We start from the raw sequence: 22,323 nt of genomic DNA on the forward strand, positions 1-22,323 counted from the left end.
CCCCTAGGCCAGCAGCGTCAGGTATTGCCTGACCAGCCCGGTCGACAGCAGCGCCCAGCCATCCAGCGCGACAAACAGCACCAGTTTGATCGGCACCGAGATGATCACCGGACTCATCATCATCATGCCCAGCGCCAGCAGGATGCTGGAAATCACCAGGTCGACGATCACGAAGGGCAGGTACAGGTAAAAACCGATCTTGAATGCGCTTTTGATTTCACTCAGCGCATAGGCCGGCAACAGTGCGAACAACGACGGCGCGGGGGCTTCCTCGACGACTGCACCGGTCTCGTCATCGTCCTGCGCCGCCTGCGCACGCTCGAAGAACCGGGCCAGTTCCGGATCGGTGTACTTGCGCAGATAGTCCTTGTAGCCACCCAGCCCGTTCTCCGCGAAGTTCACCACCGACTCGATGTCGGTGAAGGCCACCGCCTCTTCCTTGTAATAGCCGTAACCCTGTTTCATCACCGGGGTCATGACGAAGATCGCCAGCATCAGGGCAATCGCATTGAGCGTCATGTTCGAGGGCACCTGTTGCAAGCCCAGGGCGTTGCGCACGATGACAAACACGATGGAAAACTTGATGTAGCAGGTGCCGGCGGCCACCAGGAACGGCAACAGCGAGGCGAACGCCAGCAGCGCGATCAACGAAACGTCATTCATCGCGGCGGTTCCGGGCGATACAGCTCCAGCACCTCGACGCCCAACTGTCCGTCCAGTTGCACCAGTTCGCCACGGGCCACGGGCTTGCCATTGGCGCGCACCTCGATCTGCCGCGCGGCGTCGCTCGGCAAGGGAATGAGTTGCCCCTCGATGATCTGCGACAGCGTGCCCAGGTCGATCTCATGGCTGGCCAGCAGAAACTCCAGGCGCACCGGCAAACTCGCCAGTTCGACCGGTGTGGCGATGGGTTCTTCGTCGTGCGTTGATTGCATGTGTAATCCCCCTTGGGTAAACGTGAAAACGCCAATGCATCGACTGGCCAGCCGGCAGTGGTCGGTTCGATGGGTGATGCGCAGAACGTCGCCCGGCCCCAGCCGCGCCCGGTTGCCATGGCTCAGTTGGCTGCTGCCGAGCAGCAGCTCCAGGCGCAGCGGCAGATCCCGCAGCCAGGGCGCCGCTCCCGGCGTGACGGCGCGTACCGTCGGCACCTGCGTCACCCACACCCGGCCCCGTGCGGTGTCGAGCCACGGCAGGTCTTCGCTGGGCAATGCCGACGGGGCGATCAGTTCGATGTCGCGCAACTCGCGGTAAGGCAATGCCGCCTCCGGCAGCAACAAGGGTTGGGGCACGGCCTGGAACAAACAGGCGATGCTGGAGGCCGGGCATTCGTGAGGCAGCCACCCGCGCAGTGATGGCCATGCGTGATGCAGCCAGTCAACGGCGTTGATCAGGCCGCGCCATTCGCCCGCGCGGCCACTGGCGCAAAATCCCAGATAGCCCGGTTGTCGGGTGGGCCGCCCGAGGCCTGCGTGGTGACCGGCGTGGCGCCAGCGTTGCACCACCTGCGCCCTGGCGTGGGCCACCGCCTCGACCCGACGCAACGTCAACGCGCTCATGTGCTGGACTCTTGCGGCTCTTCATCCGGCGATTGCCGGGAGCCCTGGCGTTGCTGCTCGCCACGCTGATCGACCAGCCGCCATCCGGGCTCTCGCAGCTGTTCGAACGGTGCCTTGAGCTGTTCGAAAACCAGCGGGTTGCTCGGACTGAGCAGCAACGGTCGAGCGGGTTCGTCGGGCTCTCGACTGATCGTCACCTGCCCGCTGGCCGCGCCTTTGTTGAAGGGCACCTGCAACAGGCCGGGACCTGGGCCGGGTGGTGTTTCGATCCTCGGCTCGATGGTGGGCCGGGGGACGGGTGCCGGGGGTAACGGGAGCGCGAGTGCTGGGGTGACCGGCGCGGGGCGCGTGCCGTACAGGTTCATTGAGGCGTCGGCAACGACTGTGCCCGCAAGATCATCTGGCGCCCGTGCGGCCGCCTTCGCGAGCAGGCTCGCTCCCACCCGGGATTGCGCTTGCCGGTGAAATCGAGCCTGCTCTCCCCCGCTGGCATGCGACGCCCTGTGAGATTGAGCCTGCTCTCCCACATGGGCATGCCACTCCCCGTGGGCGCGAGCCTGCTCGCGAAAACGCCCGTCCAGTCCCCCCGCATCGCCCACCTCGGAACCCGATCCCCTGTGGGAGCGAGCCTGCTCGCGAATACGCCCGTCCAGCCCTCCCGCATCGCCCACCTCGGAACCCGATCCCCTGTGGGAGCGAGCCTGCTCGCGAAGACGCCCGTCCAGCCCTCCCGCATCGCCCACATGGGCATGCGACTCGCCGTGGAAGCGAGCCTGCTCGCGAATACGCCCGTCCAGTCCCCCCGCATCGCCCACATCGGAACCCGATCCCCCGTGGGAGCGAGCCTGCTCGCGAATACGCCCGTCCAGTCCCCCCGCATCGCCCACATCGGAACCCGATCCCCCGTGGGAGCGAGCCTGCTCGCGAAGACGCCCGTCCAGTCCCCCCGACTCGCCAGCCGATCGAGTTCGCACGATCAGCGCCGCCAACAAATCCAGCACACCTTGCGGTAATTCCTCCACCTGCACCGGGACCCGCCGGTCGTGCAGCCCATCGGCAATGCCTGCGTCATCGGGCACCACGCTGTGAGCCGGGCCGGGTGAAACGGTGGTTATGTCTTTCATCGCCGCGCTCCACTCATCTCTTCCGTCTCCCGTTCTTCACGGCGAAGCTGTTCCAGCCGTTGCACCCGCAGCCGTTGCTGCAGCGAACGAACGCAGCTGTCATGTTTGCGCCGCGCCTCACGTAAGTGTTCGCGTTGCCGGAGCAACGACTGCTCAAGTTGTCTGCACTGCCCGGCCACGTGGTCACGCTCCAGGTGCAGCAGGTCAAGCTGCCGCCGGAGCAGCGCCTGGTGGCGCAACAGCGCCAGCAACTGCGCGTAATCGAGGGTGATGTCGCTGGCCTGATGGCTGGCCAGCAGGCTGCGCAGTGAGACCTCCTGTTCCGCGAAATCGCTGAGTTCGCGCAGCAACGGCTGCAACTCTCGTTGTGTCTGCAACAGCGCCCGCTCGGCACGTTGCCAGCGCGACTGCTGGAGCGACAGCAGGCGTCGCAGCTCAGGCCAGCAGTTCATTGAGGCTCCGCAGGGTGTCGTCAGGCGTGCACCGCTCAGCCGTCGGCTGACGCAGCCAGTGCATCAGGGCTTCGCGGCGCTGCAACGCCTGATCGCTGGCGGCATCCGCGCCCGGGGTGTACTCGCCCAGGTCGAGGAATACCTGCAACTGCTCCAGGCGGGCCAGGGTGTCCCGGGCCGAAGCCGCCGACGCCTGCACCTGGGCGCTGCTGACTTGGCTGGCGACGCGGCTGACGCTGCGCAAGACGTCGATCGCCGGGTAGTGCCCTTTGGCGGCCAGGGTTCGGCTGAGGCAGACATGACCGTCGAGAATCGAGCGGATCTCTTCGGCGATCGGGTCCGGCTCGTCGTCACTTTCCAGCAGCACCGTATACCAGGCGGTGATGCTGCCCGTGGCGGTCACACCCGGGCGTTCCAACAGGCGCGGCAGTGCGTCGAACACCGACGCCGGGTAACCGCGACGGGCCGGCGCTTCACCTGCGGCCAGGGCCAGGTCGCGGCGCGCGCGGACGTAGCGGGTCAACGAGTCCAGCAACAACACCACGCGCCGGCCCTGGTCGCGAAAATACTCGGCAATGGTCGTGGCCAGCAGCGCCGAATTGCAGCGATCCACCGAGGAAAAATCCGAGGTGGCAAACACCACCACGCAGCTCGAGCGTCGGGGCGACTGGCGCAGGTGTTCGATGAACTCGGTCACCTCGCGCCCGCGCTCGCCTATCAGGCCGACGACAAACACGTCGGCATCGCTGTGGCCGATCAGCATGTTGATCAACGTGGTCTTGCCCGACCCGGCCGCCGCGAACACGCCGATGCGCTGACCGACCCCGCAGGTCAGCAAGCCATCGATGACCCGGATGCCGGTGTCCATCGCCTGTACCACCGGCCGCCGCTGGTGGTACGCCGGTGGGTCGGCGTCCACCAGGTAGTCTTGAGGCGCAACGTCTGCCGACGGCGCCAGTCGCTCCACCACTTGCCCCTGGGGGTCGACCACGCTGCCGAGCAGGGCCTCGCTGCAACGCAGGTGCAAGGTCGAGCCCGTCGGCACGATCATCGATGCCCTGGACAACCCCCGGCCATCACCCAGCAGGCTGAGCAACACCGTACCGGGTTTGAAACCGATCACCTGCGCCCGCGCCGCCACCTGCGGCGAACGCCAGTGGCGGCGCACCTCGCAGACTTCACCGATCACCACATCGTCCAGCGCCGCTTCGAGCAAGGCGCCGCTCAAGCGCAGCGGGTGCGCCGCCCGCCGCTCCAGCCGCGGGTGGCTCGGTGTTCGCCAGGTGTCATCAGGCAGCAAGTCGTTCATGGGTCGAGTGGGCTCAGAGGGTCTTGAGGACGTTGACCGAAACGGTCTCGGATATTTCGCCGAACGACATCACGTCCAGCTCGCGGAACCGCCCTTCGATCAGCTTCTTGATATAGCGCCGCACATCCACCGAACACAGCAGCACCATGTCCTTGTGCGCGATGTGCAGGCTGTCCAGGCCGACGCTCAGGCGGTCCATCAACTCTTGCGCTTCCGCCGGCTCCAGGTTGATGAAACTGCCGCCCGAGGTCTGCCGGATTCCCCGGCGCACCACCTCTTCGAAGTCCGGCGACAGCAGCAGGACGCGCAGGTCATTGCCATGGGCGAACTTGTTGCTGATGTAGCGCGCCATCGTCCCGCGAACGTGTTCGACCAACGCCAGCACGTCCTTTTCCCGCGAGGCCCAGTAGGCCAGCGACTCGAGGACCAGCTTCAGGTTGCGCACGGAGATGCGTTCGCCGACCAGGCGTTGCAGCACTTCGGCGATCTTCTGCACGGTGACGTGGCGATACACTTCCTTGAGCAGGTCGGGATAGCGACTCTCCATTTCGTCGAGCAGGTGCTTGGTCTCCTGCACTCCGAAAAACTCCTGGATGTTGCGTGCCAGTAACGTCACCAGGCAGCGATAACACTCCTCGTCGGCCGCTCGCAGCTGATAGCCCAATTGCTGCACCTGCGCCCGGTCGACGGCGCCGACCCACACGCCGCCCTGGCGATTGCTGTCCTGGCCGCGCACCAGGGAGAACCCCAGGGGTTCAAGGTCCGGCGAGTAGTCCAGCAGGCGCCAGTGGTCGAAATGGATGTCGAACTGCTCGGCCCGCACTTCATTGATCAGCACCGCCACCTGGTGCGCCGGCAAGCCGTCGTTGCCACGCAGTTGCGGCTCGGGGATGCGCAAGCCGTAATCGACGAAGAACTGACTGCGAAATCGCGCGGCCCAACGGGCCCGGGTCAACACCTCCAGTTGCGCGGTGGGCACCAGCAGCATCAGGGCGACGGTTTCAGTGGCGAGGGTGTCGATGTTCTCAAGCAACCCCGACCCGACGTGCAGCGCGTCCTGCTCGCTGGCGCCGACACGCGGGGCGCCCTGCCCGCCGACCGGCCGCAGGCGGAAAAACACCACCAGCGCCAACAACGCGGCGATGGGCACGAAGGTCAGCAGCGGAAAGCCCGGCAGCAGGCCGACGCCCAACGCCAGCAACGCAGTCACGCCGATGACGAACGGGTTGCCCAGGGTCTGCGCGAGCATGTTGCGCCCCAGGTTGCTGTCGTCACCGTTGACGCGGGTGACGATGAAGCCGGCGCCGATGGCGATCAACAGGGCCGGAATCTGCGCCACCAGGCCATCGCCGATGGTCAGCAGGGTGTAGGTCGACAGGGCGGTGGACGTGTCCATGCCCAACTGCCCGACACCGATGGCCATGCCCCCGATGAAGTTGACGAAGATGATGACGATGCCGGCGATCGCGTCGCCCTTGATGAATTTCATGGCGCCGTCGAAGGCACCGTACAACTGGCTTTCGCGCTCCAGCACGTTGCGCTTGTCCCTGGCCTCTTCGGCGCTGATGGCGCCCGCCTTGAGGTCGCCGTCGATGCTCATCTGCTTGCCCGGCATGCCATCCAGCGAGAAGCGCGCCGCGACTTCGGCGACCCGCTCCGAGCCTTTGGTGATCACGATGAACTGGACGATGGTGACGATGGAAAAAATCACGAACCCCACCACCAGGCTTTCGCCAATCACGAACGTCCCGAACGAGGCGATGATCTCGCCGGCGTCGGCCTGGCTGAGGATCAGGCGGCTGGTACTGATCGACAGCGCCAGGCGAAACAGCGTGGTCAACAGCAGCAGCGCCGGAAACGTCGAAAAGGCGAGGATGCGTTCGATGTAGAACGAGCCCATGAACACCAGCAGCGAAATGACGATGTTCAGGCCGATGAGAAAATCCACCAGCGCCGTCGGCAAGGGAATGATCAGCATGGCGATGATCATCACCATCAGTGTCAGGATCAGCAGCTCCGGGCGCGCGCCAACGTTGCGCAGGAACCCGTTGAGCAGGCCGCTCATGCGTCACCGCCAGCAGGTCGTCGCAGACCTTCATGGCCGAAGGCGATGTCAGCCAGATGGGTGAATTGCTGCGCCAGGCGTTGCGGCGCGTCTGCCTCGGCGAACAGCGACAAAGGCAATTGCAGGCTGAACCGCCGCACGGTGTTCAACAGTGTCGAGCGCTCAGGGTGCGGGCTCAACCGCAGGCTGTCGCCGAGCACGCCGAACAGCAACGGGTCGAGTTCATCCGGGCAGGTCAGCAGGCCCAGCAGGAACACCAGCCAGTCGGCTTCCTCGGAGTTGTGCCGGCGGATCAACGAATCGCCGAGCAGACCACCGATGAACTGCGCCTCGGCTGAACGCAGGCGCTTGAGTTCGCTCAGCCGGGCCAGCAACCGGCCAAACTCCAGGCGTGAACAGCTCGGGTCCTGGGCGCCGATATCAGTGAGCAGCGCCGCCTCGATGAACGCCAGCACCTGCAAGCGCCGGGCCGGGCCGTAAAGCGCGATCCAGTGCTGATAACTGTCGAGCGGCCCGTCATCGCACTCGAGAAAATCCCGATACGTTTCACGCAGCAACGCGGCCCGCACGGCCAGGCTCGCGCCGAACAACCGGGCCTTGAGCGCGGCATTGATCCCGGCCTTCAGGCGCTTGGGTGGCGCCTGGGCGACCACTGCCTGCAACAGGGTCTCCAACCGTTGCCGACTGACCCCGTCCAGCGTCTTGCGGCGCAGCAGCTCACGCAGCACCCATGTCAGGTCGCTGTCATCGGCAAACAGCTTGCGCGCTGTCGTCAACAAACGGGCGACGGAGGCGTCGGCGAGTGGCGCCAGCCTGAGCAGTTGCTGCACCTTGGGCAGCGGATCGTCGTCCAGGACCCGCTCGAAATTGTCCGGCAGGCTGTCGGGTTTCAACTCGAACTGCCGTCGGCCTCGAAACTGGGTGAGCGCGGCGGACATTTCATCGCTGATCTGCACCAGACGCTGGACCCAGGCGGTGGCCGCAGCGTCGTCGAGTTCGGTCTCGACCGACGCCTGGGGCGGCGGTTGCTCGGCGGCCTTCTCGGCGTTGAGCCGCGCCTGGGCCGCCCGGCCAGCGCTGGAAATCGTCGGCAGGATCATGGCTGGGGCCCCCGCAGGTAGCTGCGTCGCACCCGCTCGTGCTGTTGCGGGGTGAGCAAACGCGCAGCCGGCTCGACGACATTCGGCTCCAGCGCATCGCGGATTTCCCTGGGCTGAATCAGGAACACTCGCACGGTGTTGGCCGAGCGGCTCTGCCGATAGCTGAACAAGCGACCGATCCATGGGATCGAACCGAGCACCGGTATCCGGCCGATCTGTTCGCTGTGATCATCGCGGGTGAAGCCACCCACCAGCAGGCTCTTGCCCGGTGGAACCCGCGCCACCGTGCTGATCCGGGTGCGACCGACGGTGGGCAATGCACTCGGTTGCTCGCCGCGGTCGGGGTTGTCGATCTGGCTGCCGTCCTCGATGGTGAGCGACATTTCGATCTCGTCGGTCTGGGCGAAACGCGGCAGCACGTTCACCAGCGTGCCGTAGGTCACGTGTTGCAGATCGACACTGCGCTCCCCCACCAGCGGCGCATAAAAGGTGCGATTGTTGTCGAAAATCGCCGGCACGTTCTCCTGCGTCAGGATCATCGGCCGCGACACCACGTTCGCCCGGTCGGTGCGTTCCAGGGCCAGGATCCGCGCCACGAACGACGCACCGTTGAGGGTGGTGGTCGAGCCGGTGTTGAGCGATACACCGAACTTGCCGCCCACCTTCGACGCCCCTTGCCAGTTGATGCCCAACTGATTGAGCTCGTCCTTGTGCAGGTCGATGATCCACAGCGAAAGCTCGACGTGACGCTTGGGCGTGTCCAGCGCACTCACCAGGTTCTCGATAAAGCGCACCTGCTCTGGCAGGCCCTTGACCAACAGGCTGTTGGTGTCGGGGTAGGCCACGACCCGGATATTGCCGGCCGCCATGTCGCGGGCAAGGATGCGCGGTGCGGACGGGTCCTGTTCCGACAGCGTGGTCGCCAGGCCGAGCAGCGGAAACTCCGGCGCAACCGCCTGGCGTTCAGGCTGGGCCTGGGCGACGGTGGATTCGACGCCATTGCGCTCGCCGCGCAGCAAATCTTCGATCACGGTCGCCAGGCCCGGGATGGTGATCTTGTCGTCGCGTAAATCGTACTGGCGGTTGCCGACAAAGGTGTTGCGCACCTGGATCACGCCGATCTGCTGTTTGCCCAGCATCAGTTCCGAGCGCTGGTTGTCCATCATCCCGGCGGCCTGGATCACCAGATCGACATACATCGGCGGCCCGGACACATGGAACGTGCGCAGGCCATCGTGGCGTAACGGGTAGCGCCGATCGTACAACCCGGAGCGTTCGAGGAACGCCTTCAGGTTCGCCACGGTCAGGGTCTGCAGCGCCATCATCGAGCTTTTGAACTCGCCGGCGTCGTACAGGTAGATCGCCTGGCCGTCGCTGTACCAGATCAAGCCCATCTGCGCGCTGACCCGTTCGAACACCTGTTGCGGCGCGCGCAGGTCGAAGGTGCCCGAGATGCGCTTGGCCGCCGCGCTCTTGCTGACGATGACCGGCTTGCCCAACGGGCCGGACAGCGCACTGAAAAAGCTGCGCACGCTCTGTTCCCGGGCTTCGAAATTGTCTTCGCTGGCCTGGGCGCACCATGGCGCGAGCAGCCAGCCCATCGACAGGCAGACGGACAGCAGCGCGATGATTCGGCGGTTCATCGGCTCACTTTCCCGGCAGGTAGGTGATGTCGCACAGACTGCTGGGCGTGAACCCCACCAGCTGGCGAATTTCTCTCGAGAAATGCGAAGACGAGGCGAAGCCCAGTTCCAGCGCGACATCGGTCAGCGAACCGCCCTGCAGACTCATGTTGAGCAACGCCCGGGCCGTGCGCCAGCCGCGCAATTCAGGCTTGGCGGCCTTGCCCAGCGCCTGGCGGCACAGGCGCCGGAAGTGCGACACCGAAACGCCGTAACGCTGCGCCAGGTCCGCGAGTTTTTCGCTGCGGGTGCCCTGCTCCAAGAGGAATCGCACCAGCTCGTAACTCTCGGTGTGCCGCAACACGTTGGCGAAGGCCTGGAAGGCCGGGCTACCGCCCAGTGCCTGCGCGATGTACCAGTGCTCCAGGGCACGGTCCGAGCGAACGGTGTCCAGGCTCACCGGCAACGACGCCCATGAAGCGGGGTTTTGCCGTTGGCCGATCAACGCATCGCTCAGGTCGATGAACACCTGCAATTTCACCAGCCGCGCCGGCGACAACGGCAGCACCTGCACCTCGCCACCGTGCAGGTGCAGTTCGTCGTTGACCGCGACCAACCCTTCCCAACCACCGGGCAAGCGACTGCACGGCGTCGTCCCCAGGAGCAGGTTCGACCTGCCGACACGCAAATGCATCACGCGTTCGCCACAGCGACCGCCGGGGATGGGTGTGAGGTGAAGGGGTTCGGGGGGCATGCCCATCTGCTGTTCGGCCTGACGAGGAAGGTTCGGCAGGATGAAAGACCGGGCCCGGGAAGTCCTGATGAAAAACTGATGAACGCCGCTCTGGCATATGCCTTGCACCCCCACATACATCAGCACTCATGGCAACGGCGCGATGAGTGTCAGGACAACGGCGTCGTCACCCGGCCTTGCATGCGAGGACGCGGGACGACGCTTTTTTTTGCAAGGTGAAGACGCGATGAACGAACCATCAGCCGGCCCATTGGCCTGGGTCAACGGCAGCGATGCCCCGGAAAAGACCGAAATCAATCTCGGTTTCATGGCCCTGAGCGACTGCGCCTCGGTGGTGGTCGCCGCCACCCAGGGTTTCGCCCAGCCTTACGGGCTGACCTTGAACCTCAAGCGCCAGTCATCCTGGGCCAACCTGCGGGACAAACTGGTCAGTGGCGAACTGGATGCCGCCCACAGCCTCTATGGCCTGATCTATGCGGTGCACCTGGGCATCGGCGGCGTGGCCGCCACCGACATGGCGGTGCTCATGGGGCTGAACCAGAACGGCCAGAGCATCAACCTGTCCCAGGGGTTGCAGGCGCTGGGCGTGACCGGTCCTGAGGCACTGGACCGCCACGTGCACCAAACTCGACCAAAACTCACCTTTGCCCAGACCTTCCCGACCGGCACCCACGCCATGTGGCTGTATTACTGGCTGGCGAGCCAGGGCATCCATCCCTTGCACGACGTCGACAGCGTGGTGGTGCCTCCGCCGCAAATGGTCGCGCACCTGCAAGCGGGACGGATCGACGGTTTCTGCGTCGGTGAGCCCTGGTCCGCCAGCGCGGTGAAGCAGAACCTCGGCTTCACGCTGGCCACCACCCAGACCATCTGGCCCGACCACCCGGAGAAAGTCCTGGGCTGCACCCGCGCCTTCGTCGAACAATACCCCAACACCGCCCGGGCACTGGTGATGGCGATCCTGCAAGCCAGTCGCTTCATCGAGCAAAGCAGTGAAAACCGCCGCAGTACCGCGCAGCTGCTGAGCGCCCCGCAGTACCTCGACGCGCCGCTCGACTGCATCGAGCCGCGATTGCTCGGCGATTACGTCGACGGCCTCGGCAATCGCTGGCAGGACCCGCACGCCCTGCGCCTGCATGGCAATGGCGAAGTGAACCTGCCGTACCTGTCCGACGGCATGTGGTTCATGACTCAGTTCCGCCGCTGGGGCTTGCTGCGGGACGACCCGGACTACCTCGCGGTGGCCCGGCAGGTCCAGCAACTGGACGTGTACAAAGAGGCCGCCAGCGCCGTCGGCATCGCGGCGTCGAGCCTGGAAATGCGCAGCAGCCAGTTGATCGACGGCAAGATCTGGGATGGCTCGGACCCTGTCGGCTACGCCCGTGGTTTCAAGCTGCATGCCATGAGCGACAGCTCGCCCCTACTCGCCAGCCGCTGACAGGAGACTGCGAACATGTTGCGTATCCTGCTGATCAATGACACCGCGAAGAAAGTCGGCCGGCTGAAGGCCGCCCTGACCGAAGCCGGATTCGAAGTGATCGACGAATCCGGCCTGACCATCGACCTGCCCGCACGCGTCGAAACGGTGCGCCCGGACGTGATCCTGATCGATACCGAGTCACCGAGCCGCGATGTGATGGAACAAGTGGTCTTGGTCAGCCGCGACCAACCGCGCCCGATCGTGATGTTCACCGACGAGCATGACCCCGATGTGATGCGCCAGGCGATCAAGTCCGGGGTCAGCGCCTACATCGTCGAAGGCATTCACGCCCAGCGCCTGCAGCCGATTCTGGACGTGGCCATGGCCCGCTTCGAAAGCGACCAGGCCCTGCGCGCCCAGCTCCATGCCCGCGACCTGCAACTGGCCGAGCGCAAGCGCATCGAGCTGGCCAAGGGGCTGCTGATGAAAATGAAGGACTGCAACGAGGAAGAGGCCTACACCCTCATGCGCCGCCAGGCCATGAGCCGGCAGCAGAAGCTGATCCAGGTGGCGGAGCAGATTATCGCGATGAGTGAGTTGCTCGGCTGAGGTTCTGTATCGCCCTTTCTGGCCCCATCGCGAGCAGGCTCGCTCCCACAGGGATCTTTTGAGCACCGAAAACCCAGTGTGGGAGCGAGCCTGCTCGCGATAGGGGCGACTCGGTTTCGAAGTGTTGGCACAGATCTCGCTAAGTAATCGGCACAGGTAACCAACGGCGGTTGCCCCACCTACGACAAAGACGTCGCTCACCTGATTGGCCCATGGCGAATCCGGTGGCGGCGTTTTTTTGTTTTGGCCCCACAGCCCGGGGCCGGTGGTGCGGCCGTTGCGGCCTCCCACCTGCAAGCTCATGACTCCTTCTCGAGACGACTCACAGCTGAGGTGCGCGATGAATTCAAGCTTCTGGAAATCCGGCCATACCCCGACCCTGTTCGCGGCCTTTCTCTATTTCGACCTGAGCTTCATGGTCTGGTACCTGCTGGGCCCACTGGCAGTGCAAATTGCCGGCGATCTGCACCTGACCACGCAACAACGGGGCATGGTCGTCGCCACGCCGATCCTGGCCGGCGCCATCCTGCGTTTCATCATGGGCATGCTCGCCGATCGCCTGTCGCCCAAGACCGCCGGGCTGATTGGCCAGGTGATCGTCATTTGCGCGCTGTTCGGCGCCTGGAAACTGGGTATCCACAGCTACGAACAGGCGCTGGTGCTGGGTCTGTTCCTCGGCATGGCCGGTGCTTCCTTCGCCGTGGCCCTGCCGCTGGCCTCGCAATGGTATCCGCCGCAGCACCAAGGCAAGGCCATGGGCATCGCCGGGGCCGGTAACTCGGGCACCGTGCTGGCGGCGTTGATCGCTCCGGTGCTGGCGGCTGCGTTCGGCTGGAGCAACGTGTTCGGTTTCGCCGTGATCCCGCTGGTCCTGACCCTGATCGTCTTTGCCTGCCTGGCGAAAAACGCGCCCGAGCGGCCCAAGGCCAAGTCGATGGCCGACTACTTCAAGGCCCTGGGCGACCGCGACAGCTGGTGGTTCATGTTCTTCTACTGCGTGACCTTCGGTGGCTTCATCGGCCTGGCCAGCGCCCTGCCCGGCTACTTCAACGACCAATATGGCCTGAGCCCGGTCACCGCCGGTTACTACACTGCGGCCTGCGTGTTCGGTGGCAGCCTGATGCGCCCGTTGGGCGGTGCCCTGGCCGACCGTTTCGGCGGCATTCGCACCTTGCTGGGCATGTACACGGTGGCGGCGATCTGCATCGCGGCGGTGGGTTTCAACTTGCCAAGTTCCTATGCGGCCCTGGCCCTGTTCGTCTGCACCATGCTCGGTTTGGGTGCGGGTAACGGCGCGGTGTTCCAATTGGTGCCTCAGCGCTTCCGCCGCGAAATCGGTGTGATGACCGGGTTGATCGGCATGGCCGGCGGCATCGGCGGCTTCGCCCTCGCGGCCGGGATGGGCGCGATCAAGCAGAGCACCGGCAGCTATCAACTGGCCTTGTGGTTGTTCGCCAGCCTCGGCGTCCTCGCCTGGTTCGGCCTGCATGCCGTCAAGCGTCGCTGGAGGACCACCTGGGGTTCGGCCGCTGTCACCGCCGCACGGGTCTGAGGCCTGAATGAGCCTGCAGCTGAGTTTCGCCGAAGCCAGCGCCATCGGCCCCCGCGAGGAGAACCAGGACGCCCTGCGCCTGGTCACGCCGGCACCGGCGCTGGCGGCGAGCAAGGGTTACCTGTTCGCCATCGCCGACGGCGTCAGCCAGTGCGCCGATGGCGGGCTGGCTGCCCGCTCGACCTTGCAGGCATTGGCCCTGGACTATTACGCCACCCCGGAAACCTGGGGCGTCGCCCAGGCGCTGGACCGCCTGTTGCTGGCGCAGAATCGCTGGTTGCAGGCCAACGGCGGCGGGCAACCGCTGCTGACCACGGTCAGTGCCCTGGTCATGCGTGGCCGGCGGTTCACCCTGGCCCATGTCGGCGACTGCCGGGTGTACCGCTGGCACGCCGATCAGTTGCAACGGATCAGCGAAGACCATGTCTGGGACCAGCCGGGCATGCAGCATGTGCTGAAACGCGCCCTGGGTCTCGACCAGCATCTGGTGCTGGATTTCCTCGACGGCGAGTTGCGCCTCGATGAGCGTTTCGTGCTGCTCAGCGACGGCATCTGGGCCGTGCTGGGCGACACCGCCATCGCCGCCATCCTGCGCGATCAACCGGACCTGCAGAGCGCCGCGCAAACCCTGGTGAATGCGGCGCATCTGGCCGGCAGCCAGGACAATGCCAGCGCCCTGTTGGTGCGGGTCGATGCCCTCGGCGAAACCAGCATCGGCGATGCGCTGATTCATTTGCAGCAATGGCCCTTGCCGCCTGCGCTGAAACCGGGCCAGGTCTTCGAGGGCTGGCAGGTCGAAGGGATCGTCGGGCAGAGCCAGCAGTCGCGGCTCTATCGGGTCCGCGACGCCCAGCAACAACCCTGGCTGTTGAAAACCCTGCCGGCGGCCCTGCACGACGATCACCTGGCCGGGCAGGCGTTGCTGTCCGAGGAATGGTTTCTCAAACGGGTCGCCGGGCGGCATTTCCCCGAAGTGCACGCCAGCAGTCAACGCCAGCATTTGTATTACGTGATGCGCGAATACGCCGGTTCGACCCTGGCGCAACGGGTTGAAGGCAATGCAACGCTGCCGCTGGCGCAATGGCTGGACCTGGCAGAGCGCCTGCTGCGCGCGGTGGGCATGCTGCATCGCCGGCAGATCCTGCACCGCGATATCAAGCCGGAGAACCTGCTGCTGGGGGACGACGGCGAGCTGCGCCTGCTGGACTTCGGCCTGGCCTACTGCCCCGGCCTGTCCGAGGATCAGCCTTCGGCGTTGCCCGGAACGCCCAGCTACATCGCACCGGAGGCCTTTCGCGGTGATCCACCCACGCCGCAACAGGACTTGTACGCGGTGGGCGTGACCTTATATTTCCTCCTGACCGGGCACTACCCCTACGGCGAAATCGAAGCCTTCCAGCGTCCACGGTTTGGCGTGCCGGTCAGTGCCAGTCGCTACCGCCCCGACTTGCCGGAATGGGTCGCACACAGCCTGGAACGTGCGGTGGCGGCGGACCCGGGGCAACGTTTCGAGACGGCAGAGGAATGGCTGCTGGTATTGGAACAGGGTGAACGGCGAAGCCTGAGCGTGAGACCCAGACCGCTGCTGGAGCGCGAGCCGTTGAAGGTGTGGCGGACGTTGGCGTTGTTTTCGTTGGTGGGGAATTTGGTGTTGTTGGTTTTGTTGGTTCATGGGTAGGGGGGCGTTGAGTTGGGTTTGGTGAATATCCGTTTTATGGGTGATGGCTTATTACGGTTCCGCTCTTACAGCGGGTTACTTGGAAGAGCGCCAAGTAACCAAGCGCTTTTATCCCCTGACGTACGGTGCCTCGCCTAGGCTCGGCATACCCTCGCTCCGGTCCTGCTCCGTGGGCCCGCCGCCATCGGCCATCCATGGCCGGCGGCGGCTAAACCGGCATCCATGCCGGTTTGCCCACTGCGCAGAACCTGCGCTCGGCCTTCCGATGGGGCAGATCAAGATCAAAAGCCAGATCAAAAGCAACGCCAAATGCATAACAGGTCGGCTTTTCTGTGGGAGCGAGCCTGCTCGCGATGGTCGTGAACGATGACACCGGAGCCTGAATGCCTGCGGTGTCTGAACGTTCTCGCGAGCATGCTCGCTCCTACACGGTCCGCGTCCATCTGACGACGCAGATCAAAAGCCGACGCACTCCACTGTAGGAGCGAGCTTGCTCGCGATGTTCGTGAACGATAACGCGGGTCGTCTGAATGCCCGCGGTGTCTGGACATTCTTCGCGAGCAAGCTCGCTCCTACAGGGTCCGCAACTCGAGAGCCAGGCCGGCCGGTAGGCCGCCTCGGGTGCTGTGGCGGTGCACGCCCCCTCGAGAGGCCGAGTGGAGGTTCTGCGCAGTGGGCACCGCGGCAAGGATGCCGCGGTAGCCGCCCCCGGCCATGGATGGCCGATGGCGGCGGGCCCACGGAGCAGGACCGGAGCGAGGGGATGCCGAGCCTAGGCGAGGCACCGAACGTCAGGGGCAGAGCCTTTTGGTTACTTTGGGGCCCCAAAGTGACCCGCCGTAAGGGCGGAACCTTAAGTCGCCGTTACCCCAACAATGGATATTCACCCTGTCCATGAACCGCGATAACAGCCGACCAGCCCATCACCTCTCGCTCCATTACCGGGCAACCCGCTTCGATTCGGTGCACCGCCCAACCCCTGCCCAGACGAAATCCCCAATAAAATCAACGCAGGAACAACTTGGCACAACCGCTGCATTACCTCTTTCATCAAACATAAAGCCCAGCCTTCAACGATGAAGGGTGCGCTTCCCGAGAGAACGGGATCCGGACAAAGGCGTCCTCGCTAGATTACTGGCGGGACGCCTTTTTTGTTTGCGCGCGATTTGTCGAACACGCGGGAGAAGCTGATGAAAAAACTCAAACTGGTGATGATCGGCAACGGCATGGCCGGCGTTCGTACCCTCGAAGAGTTGCTCAAGCTGAGTGACGAGCTGTACGACATCACTGTCTTTGGCGCCGAGCCCCACGCCAACTACAACCGCATCCTGCTGTCGCCAGTGCTGGCGGGTGAGCAAAGCTTCGAAGACATCGTGCTCAACGACCTGAACTGGTATCAGGACCACGGCATCAAGCTGCTGCTCAACCGCAAAGTGGTACAGATCGATCGGATCAAGCGCCGGGTCATCGCCGAAGACGGCACCGAAGCCGAATACGATCGCCTGCTGATCGCCACCGGTTCGACCCCTTTCATATTGCCGATTCCGGGCAACACCCTGCACGGCGTGATCGGCTACCGCGACATCGCCGACACCCGACTGATGATCGACACCGCCAGGACCCACCGCCACGCGGTGGTGATCGGCGGCGGCCTGCTCGGCCTGGAAGCGGCGAACGGTCTGATGCTGCGCGGCATGCACGTCACCGTGGTGCACAACGGCGAGTGGCTGCTGGAGCGGCAACTGGATAACGTCAGCGGCCGTATGCTGCAAACTGCGCTCGAAGCGCGTGGCCTGCATTTTCGTCTACGCGAGCAAACCAGAGCGTTGCACGATGCCGGCAATGGCCGGGTCGGTTCAGTGGAATTCAGCAACGGCGACCTCATCCCCGCCGACCTGGTGGTCATGGCCGCCGGCATCCGTCCGGCGACAGAGCTCGCGGAGGCATCCGGCCTGCCCTGCCATCGCGGGATTCTGGTCAATGACACGATGCAAACCTATGACCCAAGGGTCTATGCCATCGGCGAATGCGCCAGTCATCGGGGTACGGCCTATGGCCTGGTCGCGCCACTGTTCGAACAGGCCAAGGTCTGCGCCAACCACCTGGCCCGCCTGGGCTTCGCCACCTACAAGGGCTCGGTGACTTCGACCAAACTGAAAGTGACCGGCATCGACCTGTTTTCCGCCGGCGACTTCATGGGGGGCGAAGGCACCGAAACCATCACCCTCAGCGACCCGATCAGCGGCATCTACAAGAAGCTGGTGATCAAGGACGACGTGCTGGTCGGCGCCTGCCTGTACGGCGACACGGTGGATGGCGGCGAGTATTTCCAGCAGATCCGCGAGAACCTCGACATTGCCGCCATCCGCGATCGCCTGATGTTCGGCCGCCTGCAACCGAATGACGATGTGCAGCACCACCTGCGGGAAGCCAGCTGATGAACCGCCAGACCACCGCGTCCACCTGCTGCTACTGCGGCGTCGGCTGTGGCGTGCTGATCGAACATGACGGCGAGCACATCCTCGGTGTCAGTGGCGATCCGGCACACCCGGCCAACCTCGGCAAACTGTGCAGCAAGGGCTCGACCCTGCACCTGACCGGCGACCTCACGGCCCGCGCGTTGTACCCGGAACTGCGCCTGGGCAAAGGCCTGGCGCGCAGCCGCACCGATTGGGACAGCGCCCTCGATCACGCCGCCAGCGTGTTCGCCAGCACCCTCGCCGAACACGGCCCGGACAGCGTCGCGTTCTACATCTCCGGGCAATTGCTGACCGAGGATTACTACAGCTTCAACAAACTGGCGCGGGCACTGGTCGGCACCAACAACATCGACAGCAATTCGCGGCTGTGCATGTCATCGGCGGTGGTCGGCTACAAGCGCAGCCTGGGCGCCGATGCCCCCCCGTGCAGCTACGAGGACCTGGAATCGAGCGACTGCGTGATGATTGTCGGCAGCAACATGGCCTACGCCCACCCGGTCCTGTTTCGTCGCCTGGAAGAGGCCAAGGCGCGCCGCCCCGAGATGAAAGTCATCGTCATCGACCCTCGCCGCACCGACACCTGCGATCTGGCCGACCTGCACCTGGCGATTCTGCCGGGCACCGATGTCGCCCTGTTCCATGGGATCCTTTACCTGTTGCTGTGGGAAGACTGGATCGACCGCGACTTCATCGAGGCCCATACCGAAGGGCTCGCGGAACTGAAGGAGCTGGTACGCGACTACACCCCGCAGGTGGTGTCGCAGTTGTGCGCCATCGACGTTGAGCAACTGCAGCAATGTGCACGCTGGATCGGCACCTCCCCCAGCTTCCTGTCACTGTGGTGCATGGGCCTGAACCAGTCCACTGCCGGCAGCGCGAAAAACAGCGCACTGATCAACCTACACCTGGCCACCGGACAAATCGGTCGTCCGGGTGCGGGACCTTTCTCCCTGACCGGTCAGCCGAATGCCATGGGCGGTCGCGAAACCGGCAGCCTTTCCAACCTGCTGCCCGGGCACCGCGAAGCCGCCAATGCCGAACATCGCGCCGAGGTGGCGGCTTACTGGGGCGTCGATCAACTGCCCGAGAACACTGGCCTGCCGGCTGTCGAATTGTTCGAGCAGGTGCGCAACGGCACCATCAAGGCGTTATGGATCGCCTGTACCAATCCCGCGCAATCGATGCCGGACCAGAATGCCGTGCGCGCCGCACTGCAAGCCTGCCCGTTCGTGGTATTGCAGGAAGCCTTTCGGACCACCGAAACCGCCGGGTTTGCCGACCTGCTGTTACCCGCCGCCAGTTGGGGGGAAAAGGAAGGCACGGTGACCAACTCGGAGCGGCGCATTTCCCACGTGCGCCGGGCAGTGGCCGCACCCGGTGAAGCACGTCCCGACTGGGCAATCACCGTGGATTTCGCACAGCGTCTGGAAAAACTGTTACGCCCCGGGCAGCCATCCCTGTTTGCCTTCGACGCCCCGGCGCAGCTCTTCGATGAATACAAACAACTGACCCGTGGGCGTGACCTGGATCTGTCGGGCATCAGCCATGCACTGATCGATCGCCTCGGTCCGCAGCAGTGGCCCTTCCCCGCTGGCGCGAGTGAAGGCACGCCACGGCTTTATACCGACGGGGTGTTCCCCACCGCCAGCGGACGCGCGCGGTTCATCGCCGATCCGTATTGCGCCGCCAAGGAACAACGCGACGGCGACTTCCCGCTGACGCTGATCACCGGTCGCCTGCGCGATCAATGGCACGGCATGAGCCGCACCGGCACCGCCGCGCAATTGTTCGGGCATGTCAGTGAAGCCGTGCTGAGCCTGCACCCGGACGATTTGCAGCAGCATGGACTGCAACCCGGCGAACTGGTCAGCCTGAAAAGCCGTCGTGGCGCAGTGATCGTCGCCGTCGGGGGCGACGACAGCGTGCGCCCCGGCCAGGCATTCCTGCCCATGCACTGGGGGGATCGCTTTCTCAAAGGCGGGGTCAACGCCATCACCCAACCGGCGTTCGACCCGCTGTCCAAACAACCGGAGCTCAAGCACACCGGGGTAAGACTCGACCCCGCAGACTTGCCGTGGACGTTCTTCGCCCTGATCGAAGGCAATGTGCAACACCACTTCGAGACCCTGCGACCGCTCTGTGAGGCGTTTTCCTACGCCAGCCTCAGTCTGACCGGCCGCGAGCGCCCTGCACTGCTGATCCGCGCTGCCAACGCCGCTGCGCCCGATGCACAAGTGCTGCGCGACATCGACCGCTGCCTGGGGCTCGACGAGGGCCCGGTCCTGGCCTACGACGATCCTCGGCGCGCCATCGGCAAACGGGTACGCATCGACAACGGTCGCATCACGGCGATTCGCCTGGCCGGCGAAACCCTTGCCCAACACTGGCTGCAGGACTTGTGGCTGCAAGGCCGTGTCGACGAACCACTGCGTCGCTGGTTGCTCGCACCGCTGAGCGCGCCGCCAGGCAACGCCAGCGCAGCGACCAGCGGCAACAAAACCCTGTGCAACTGCAAGAACGTCAGCCAGGACGCGGTCTGTGCCGGCATCCGCCGTGGCCTGGATCTGCAAGGTTTGAAACAGACGCTGGGCTGCGGCACGCAATGCGGCTCCTGTGTTCCGGAAATCAAGCGTTTGCTGGCCGCCACTGCGCAGCCGGTCGCCGTCACCTCGTGAGGAAAACACTATGAGCGCAAAAGTCTGGCTGGTGGGTGCGGGTCCCGGCGATCCGGAATTGCTGACCCTCAAGGCTGTCCGCGCCTTGAACGAAGCGGACGTGGTACTGATCGACGATCTGGTGAACGAAGCCGTTCTTGAGCATTGCCCTCGCGCGCGGATCATTGCCGTGGGAAAACGCGGTGGCTGCCGCTCCACGCCACAGGCATTCATCCATCGGTTGATGCTGCGTTACGCCCGCCAGGGCAAATGCGTGGTGCGGCTCAAGGGTGGCGATCCGTGCATTTTTGGCCGGGGCGGTGAAGAGGCGCAGTGGCTGCGCGAGCGCGGCGTGGAGGTCGAGCTGGTCAATGGCATCACGGCCGGACTGGCGGGCGCGACACAGTGCGATATTCCGCTGACCCTGAGGGGCGTCGCCCGAGGCGTGACGCTGGTGACGGCGCACACTCAGGATGGCAGCAGCCTGAACTGGAAGGCCTTGGCCCAGGGCGGTACGACCCTGGTGGTCTACATGGGCGTGGCCAAGCTGAGTGAAATACGCGAGCAATTGCTGCTGGGAGGCCTGGCGGCGGATACGCCCGTGGCCATGATCGAAAACGCTTCTTTGGCGCATCAGCGAGAATGCCGCAGCGACCTGAGCGCCATGGAAGAAGACGCCCGTCACTTCGAGCTGAAAAGCCCTGCCATCCTGGTGATCGGCGCCGTCGCCGCTGCAACCAGCCTGTCCTGTGGGAGCGAGCCTGCTGGCGATGAACAGACGCGCGCCATGGGCTAAATTCCACCCAAGCCATCAGCCGGCGCTCTTCAAAACCCAAATCGCAGACAAAGAAAAGCCCGGCCTGAGCCGGGCTTTTCTCAGAGCTGCGAGCTAATTACTTAGCTTGAGCTTCAACCTGCGCTTCTACGCGACGGTTAACAGCGCGACCAGCGTCAGTGGCGTTGTCAGCAACTGGGCGGGATTCGCCGTAGCCAACGGACTGAACGCGGGACGACTCAACACCGTACTGGTTGGTCAGAACCTGCTTAACGGCGTTTGCACGACGCTCGGACAGTTTCTGGTTGTAAGCGTCAGGACCGACGGAGTCAGTGTGACCTTCAACAGTAGTGGTGGTGGATGGGTACTGCTTCATGAAGTCAGCCAGGTTCTTGATGTCGCCGTAGCTGTTGGTTTTAACAACAGATTTGTCGAAATCGAACTTGACGTCCAGCTCTACGCGGACAACTTCAGCAACGGCTGGGCAGCCATCAGCGTCAACAGTGACGTTGGCTGGGGTGTCAGGGCACTTGTCAACGTTGTCGCAAACGCCATCGTTGTCGCTGTCGGAGCAGACTTCAGCCGGTGCTGGAACTGGAGCAGCAGCAGGCTTGGAGCCGCCACCGAAGTTCACACCGATACCGACGCTAGGAGCCCACTCGGTGTCGCCCTTGTCGATGTTGTACTGAGCTTCAACGCCGGCACGGGCGTAGAAGTTGTCAGTGAAGTACAGCTTGGCACCGCCGCCAACGTTGGCGAAGGTGGAACCGTCACGACCACCGCGGTCGTTCTGGCCGATGCTCTGGTCAGAGAAACCAGCGGAGACGTACGGACGCAGCATGTCGCCTGGGTTGTTGAAGTGGTACAGAGCGTCCAGGGCAGTGTTGGAGCCCTTGATGTTCTTGCCAGAGTCGCTACGCACGTTGTGCACTTCGTCGTAGCCCAGACGCAGTTCAACGTCGTCGGTCAGGAAGTAACCAACCGAACCACCGAACAGGTTGCCGTCGTTTTTGAAATCGCGTTGGCTGTCGTAGTACTCTTTCTTCGCGAAACCTTCGATTTCAACTGCGCCTTGGCCTTGTGCCAGTGCGCCGACCGAAGTGGCCGCAATCAAAGAACCAATGGCCAAGCCCAAGGTGTTTTTCAGTTTCATCCGTTAAATCCCCATCT

The 22,323-nt window shown here is 64.3% G+C and carries 16 protein-coding genes and 1 pseudogene; 7 read left to right on the forward strand and 10 right to left on the reverse strand.

Annotation, left to right across the window (positions count from 1 at the left end; translation table 11 throughout):
- Positions 1-3: 3 nt before the first annotated feature.
- From ACM6IM_RS11915 to ACM6IM_RS11955, 9 genes are read right to left on the reverse strand one after another with little or no spacing between them, the layout of a single operon-like run.
- A complete protein-coding gene (locus ACM6IM_RS11915; protein ID WP_414865222.1) occupies positions 4-663 on the reverse strand; it encodes an EscR/YscR/HrcR family type III secretion system export apparatus protein in 660 nt (219 codons plus the stop codon).
- Complete coding sequence (locus ACM6IM_RS11920; RefSeq protein WP_414865223.1) at positions 660-1,559, reverse strand: FliM/FliN family flagellar motor switch protein; 900 nt, start codon at positions 1,557-1,559, stop codon at positions 660-662. Before ACM6IM_RS11920 ends, ACM6IM_RS11915 begins: the two co-directional genes overlap by 4 nt.
- Positions 1,556-2,683 (reverse strand): hypothetical protein, encoded by a 1,128-nt coding sequence (locus ACM6IM_RS11925; protein ID WP_414865224.1) that lies wholly within the window; start codon positions 2,681-2,683, stop codon positions 1,556-1,558. The genes ACM6IM_RS11920 and ACM6IM_RS11925 overlap by 4 nt, the downstream gene beginning before the upstream one ends.
- Positions 2,680-3,135 carry a type III secretion protein gene (locus ACM6IM_RS11930; protein ID WP_414865225.1) on the reverse strand — a complete coding sequence of 152 codons (456 nt, stop codon included), beginning with the start codon at positions 3,133-3,135 and terminating at the stop codon, positions 2,680-2,682. The genes ACM6IM_RS11925 and ACM6IM_RS11930 overlap by 4 nt, the downstream gene beginning before the upstream one ends.
- Positions 3,119-4,444: a type III secretion system ATPase SctN gene (sctN, locus tag ACM6IM_RS11935; RefSeq protein WP_414865226.1), complete on the reverse strand. Its 1,326-nt coding sequence runs from the start codon at positions 4,442-4,444 to the stop codon at positions 3,119-3,121. The genes ACM6IM_RS11930 and sctN overlap by 17 nt, the downstream gene beginning before the upstream one ends.
- Positions 4,445-4,457: 13 nt before the next feature.
- Positions 4,458-6,500: an EscV/YscV/HrcV family type III secretion system export apparatus protein gene (locus ACM6IM_RS11940; RefSeq protein ID WP_414865495.1), complete on the reverse strand. Its 2,043-nt coding sequence runs from the start codon at positions 6,498-6,500 to the stop codon at positions 4,458-4,460.
- A gap of 5 nt (positions 6,501-6,505) precedes the next feature.
- Positions 6,506-7,609 carry a type III secretion system gatekeeper subunit SctW gene (gene sctW / locus ACM6IM_RS11945; RefSeq protein WP_414865227.1) on the reverse strand — a complete coding sequence of 368 codons (1,104 nt, stop codon included), beginning with the start codon at positions 7,607-7,609 and terminating at the stop codon, positions 6,506-6,508.
- Positions 7,606-9,252: a type III secretion system outer membrane ring subunit SctC gene (gene sctC / locus ACM6IM_RS11950; protein WP_414865228.1), complete on the reverse strand. Its 1,647-nt coding sequence runs from the start codon at positions 9,250-9,252 to the stop codon at positions 7,606-7,608. Before sctC ends, sctW begins: the two co-directional genes overlap by 4 nt.
- 4 nt (positions 9,253-9,256) lie before the next feature.
- A complete protein-coding gene (locus ACM6IM_RS11955) occupies positions 9,257-9,985 on the reverse strand; it encodes an AraC family transcriptional regulator (RefSeq protein ID WP_414865229.1) in 729 nt (242 codons plus the stop codon).
- Positions 9,986-10,211: 226 nt separating this feature from the next.
- On the opposite strand from ACM6IM_RS11955, the gene ACM6IM_RS11960 reads away from it, so the two are divergent.
- The 7 genes and pseudogenes from ACM6IM_RS11960 (at position 10,212) to cobA (ending at position 21,174) form a co-directional block, all read left to right on the forward strand.
- Positions 10,212-11,423 carry a CmpA/NrtA family ABC transporter substrate-binding protein gene (locus tag ACM6IM_RS11960; RefSeq protein ID WP_414865230.1) on the forward strand — a complete coding sequence of 404 codons (1,212 nt, stop codon included), beginning with the start codon at positions 10,212-10,214 and terminating at the stop codon, positions 11,421-11,423.
- A gap of 15 nt (positions 11,424-11,438) precedes the next feature.
- The gene (locus tag ACM6IM_RS11965) at positions 11,439-12,014 is read left to right on the forward strand and encodes an ANTAR domain-containing response regulator (protein ID WP_084318725.1); all 576 of its coding nucleotides are present in this window, start codon (positions 11,439-11,441) and stop codon (positions 12,012-12,014) included.
- 340 nt (positions 12,015-12,354) lie between these two features.
- The gene (locus tag ACM6IM_RS11970) at positions 12,355-13,566 is read left to right on the forward strand and encodes a nitrate/nitrite transporter (RefSeq protein WP_414865231.1); all 1,212 of its coding nucleotides are present in this window, start codon (positions 12,355-12,357) and stop codon (positions 13,564-13,566) included.
- A gap of 7 nt (positions 13,567-13,573) precedes the next feature.
- Positions 13,574-15,244 (forward strand): protein kinase domain-containing protein, encoded by a 1,671-nt coding sequence (locus ACM6IM_RS11975; RefSeq protein WP_414865232.1) that lies wholly within the window; start codon positions 13,574-13,576, stop codon positions 15,242-15,244.
- 1,190 nt (positions 15,245-16,434) lie between these two features.
- Positions 16,435-17,634 (forward strand): annotated as a pseudogene (locus ACM6IM_RS11980) (NAD(P)/FAD-dependent oxidoreductase); the annotation flags it as partial.
- 47 nt (positions 17,635-17,681) lie between these two features.
- Positions 17,682-20,399 (forward strand): molybdopterin-dependent oxidoreductase, encoded by a 2,718-nt coding sequence (locus ACM6IM_RS11985; protein ID WP_414865233.1) that lies wholly within the window; start codon positions 17,682-17,684, stop codon positions 20,397-20,399.
- A gap of 10 nt (positions 20,400-20,409) precedes the next feature.
- Complete coding sequence (cobA, locus tag ACM6IM_RS11990; protein ID WP_414865234.1) at positions 20,410-21,174, forward strand: uroporphyrinogen-III C-methyltransferase; 765 nt, start codon at positions 20,410-20,412, stop codon at positions 21,172-21,174.
- Positions 21,175-21,271: 97 nt separating this feature from the next.
- On the opposite strand, the gene ACM6IM_RS11995 is transcribed toward cobA, so the two are convergent.
- Positions 21,272-22,306 carry an OmpA family protein gene (locus ACM6IM_RS11995; RefSeq protein ID WP_414865235.1) on the reverse strand — a complete coding sequence of 345 codons (1,035 nt, stop codon included), beginning with the start codon at positions 22,304-22,306 and terminating at the stop codon, positions 21,272-21,274.
- Between the last annotated feature and the right edge of the window lie 17 nt (positions 22,307-22,323).

This window comes from Pseudomonas sp. IT-P12 (assembly GCF_949767465.1).
GTDB lineage: Bacteria > Pseudomonadota > Gammaproteobacteria > Pseudomonadales > Pseudomonadaceae > Aquipseudomonas.

What these genes read in the sequence shown, in the direction of transcription:
- ACM6IM_RS11915 (WP_414865222.1), bottom strand. Translation starts at nt 663, where the DNA reads ATGAATGACGTTTCGTTGATCGCGCTGCTGGCGTTCGCCTCGCTGTTG.
- ACM6IM_RS11920 (WP_414865223.1), bottom strand. Translation starts at nt 1,559, where the DNA reads ATGAGCGCGTTGACGTTGCGTCGGGTCGAGGCGGTGGCCCACGCCAGG.
- ACM6IM_RS11925 (WP_414865224.1), bottom strand. Translation starts at nt 2,683, where the DNA reads ATGAAAGACATAACCACCGTTTCACCCGGCCCGGCTCACAGCGTGGTG.
- ACM6IM_RS11930 (WP_414865225.1), bottom strand. Translation starts at nt 3,135, where the DNA reads ATGAACTGCTGGCCTGAGCTGCGACGCCTGCTGTCGCTCCAGCAGTCG.
- sctN (WP_414865226.1), bottom strand. Translation starts at nt 4,444, where the DNA reads ATGAACGACTTGCTGCCTGATGACACCTGGCGAACACCGAGCCACCCG.
- sctW (WP_414865227.1), bottom strand. Translation starts at nt 7,609, where the DNA reads ATGATCCTGCCGACGATTTCCAGCGCTGGCCGGGCGGCCCAGGCGCGG.
- sctC (WP_414865228.1), bottom strand. Translation starts at nt 9,252, where the DNA reads ATGAACCGCCGAATCATCGCGCTGCTGTCCGTCTGCCTGTCGATGGGC.
- ACM6IM_RS11955 (WP_414865229.1), bottom strand. Translation starts at nt 9,985, where the DNA reads ATGCCCCCCGAACCCCTTCACCTCACACCCATCCCCGGCGGTCGCTGT.
- ACM6IM_RS11960 (WP_414865230.1), top strand. Translation starts at nt 10,212, where the DNA reads ATGAACGAACCATCAGCCGGCCCATTGGCCTGGGTCAACGGCAGCGAT.
- ACM6IM_RS11965 (WP_084318725.1), top strand. Translation starts at nt 11,439, where the DNA reads ATGTTGCGTATCCTGCTGATCAATGACACCGCGAAGAAAGTCGGCCGG.
- ACM6IM_RS11970 (WP_414865231.1), top strand. Translation starts at nt 12,355, where the DNA reads ATGAATTCAAGCTTCTGGAAATCCGGCCATACCCCGACCCTGTTCGCG.
- ACM6IM_RS11975 (WP_414865232.1), top strand. Translation starts at nt 13,574, where the DNA reads ATGAGCCTGCAGCTGAGTTTCGCCGAAGCCAGCGCCATCGGCCCCCGC.
- ACM6IM_RS11985 (WP_414865233.1), top strand. Translation starts at nt 17,682, where the DNA reads ATGAACCGCCAGACCACCGCGTCCACCTGCTGCTACTGCGGCGTCGGC.
- cobA (WP_414865234.1), top strand. Translation starts at nt 20,410, where the DNA reads ATGAGCGCAAAAGTCTGGCTGGTGGGTGCGGGTCCCGGCGATCCGGAA.
- ACM6IM_RS11995 (WP_414865235.1), bottom strand. Translation starts at nt 22,306, where the DNA reads ATGAAACTGAAAAACACCTTGGGCTTGGCCATTGGTTCTTTGATTGCG.